We start from the raw sequence: 2191 nt of genomic DNA, 5'->3' as shown, positions 1-2191 counted from the left end.
CCCATCCACCGACGATGAGCATTCAACGCAACTGGGCCCTTACCACGTCGCTGCCACCCAGGACGCCAAAGTCGCCATCGGGCGGTTCCCGATGTTGATGCTGTCCCACGGCAACACCGGCACCCCGTTGGCCTTGCACGACCTGGCGACATCGCTGGCGCGCAAAGGCTTTGTGGTGGTGGCGGTGCTGCACCCTGGCGATAACTACAAGGACCACAGCCGCCTGGGCACGGTGAGCAATTTGTATGGGCGGCCGATCCAGATTTCCGAAGCGATCACCGCCACCCTCGGCGACCCGATGCTGTCGCCGTTCGTCAACGTCAATCAGGTCGGCGTGATCGGCTATTCGGCCGGTGGCGAAACGGCATTGATTTTGGCGGGCGCCAAGCCGGATTTCGATCGCTTGCGCCGGTATTGCCAGGAACGCCCGGAAGACCGCGACGCTTGCACCACCAAAGGCGAGCTGGTGGTCGACCGTGATGACCTGCAACCGCAGGCCGACCCGCGCATCCATGCCTTGATGCTGATGGCGCCGCTGAGCCTGATGTTCGGCCGTCACACCCTGGCCGACGTGCACGTGCCGGTGTTGCTCTACAGTGGCGACGGCGACAAGCTGGTGGCCGTGGACAAGAACGCTGCTGCGCTGGCGCGCAAACTGCCGGAGCCACCGGACTTCAAACTGTTGGCCGGGGCCGGGCACTTCGTGTTCATGGCGCCGTGCGACAACGATCAATTGGCGGCAATGCCCGCCGTGTGTACGGATGCTGACGGTGTCGACCGCGAAGGCATCCACCGCGACCTGATTTCAGAGGCGGGACGCTTCTTCGTCCACACGCTGGGCCAATCGACGCGTGCCGGCCTGCAGACTGCCGATCAGTAAGCGCGGCGCTTGAGCAGCACGGTCAGGCCCAATGCGCTGACCGACATCAATGCTGCGCAGAAGAAAATCCAGCCGTAGCCGAGGTTCAGTGCCACGGCGCCCATCAACGGCCCGGCAATCGCCAGGGCCAAATCAAAAAATACCGCATACGCACTCAGCCCCGCGCCGCGGCTGCTATTGGGCACCTGCTTGATGGCTTCCACGCCCAGTGCCGGATACACCAGCGAGAGGCCGAAGCCGGTCAGCCCGGCACCGATCAAGGCAACGCCGGTGGAAGGCGCCAGCCATAGCAGGGTCAGGCCCAGAGTCTCGATGGTCATGCAGGCGATCGCCGCGCTGAAACCGCCGAAACGGCTGATGGCGGAAATAAACACCAGGCGCGACAGGATAAAGCACAGGCCAAATACGGTGAGGCAGTACGCCGCGCCGGCCCAGCCGCGGTTGAGGTAGTAAAGGGTGATAAACGTGGTCAGCGTGCCGTAGCCGATCGAGGCCAGGCACAGGCTCGCACCAAACGGTGCAATACGCCCGAACACCGCCCAGAATGGCAGTCGCTCGCCGCGCACCACCGGCACCGAGGGTTTGTTACGGATCAGCACCAAACCCAGCGCCGCCAGTACCGACAGTGCGATACCGAGGCTGGTGTAGCCATAGTCGGCCACCATCACCACGCCCAACGGCGCGCCAATCGCAATCGCGCCGTACGAGGCGATGCCGTTCCAGGAAATCGAGCGCGCGGTGTGCTCGGCGCCCACTGCGCCCATGCACCAACTAATGGTGCCAACACCGATCAAGCCTTGGGCCACGCCGAGCAACAGCCGGCCAACGATCAGGATGCCCAGGCTCAACGCCGGCATGCTCTCGACCAGCGTCGCGAAAAACGTCAGCACGCCGCTGACCAGAATACCCGCCAAGCCCAGCACAATGGCGCGCTTGGTGCCGACGTTGTCCGACATGCGCCCGGCCATGGGCCGGCTGAGCAAGGTGGCCAGGTATTGCGAACCGATGGTGGCCCCGGCCACGACGGCGCTGAACCCCAACTGTTCATGCACATAGCCTGGAATAACCGCAATCGGCAGGCCGATGCAGATAAAGGCGATGAAGGTATAGAAGACGATGGAGACGATCTGCAAGGTGATCGACAGGGAGGAGGGGGCGGCGGCAGGCATGGTCACTCGTTCGCGGGCGGGCGGTGAGGGCATGATGGCAAGGGCTTGGGGGAAAAGGAAGCAGGCTAACTAATTTGTTTGAGGAACAGGCGTGTTGAACTGAGCAGGGTTCTTGTGGTGAGCGGGCTTGCCCCGCGCTGGG

General features: G+C 63.6%; 2 protein-coding genes. One reads left to right on the top strand and one right to left on the bottom strand.

The annotated features are described in order from the left end of the window. Positions 1 to 880: alpha/beta hydrolase family protein (locus WBB95_RS15800; protein ID WP_424488442.1), on the top strand; the 880-nt coding region annotated here is incomplete at its 5' end. On the opposite strand, the gene WBB95_RS15795 is transcribed toward WBB95_RS15800, so the two are convergent. Continuing rightward, on the bottom strand, positions 874 to 2049 hold the full coding sequence (locus WBB95_RS15795; RefSeq protein WP_424488441.1) for an MFS transporter: 1176 nt from the start codon (positions 2047 to 2049) through the stop codon (positions 874 to 876). The genes WBB95_RS15800 and WBB95_RS15795 overlap by 7 nt on opposite strands. Positions 2050 to 2191 lie beyond the last annotated feature (142 nt).

This window comes from Pseudomonas sp. (assembly GCF_049645325.1).
Classification (GTDB): domain Bacteria; phylum Pseudomonadota; class Gammaproteobacteria; order Pseudomonadales; family Pseudomonadaceae; genus Aquipseudomonas.
The sequence above is the reverse complement of the archived record's forward strand: the minus strand, read 5'-3'. Positions and strand labels throughout refer to the sequence as shown.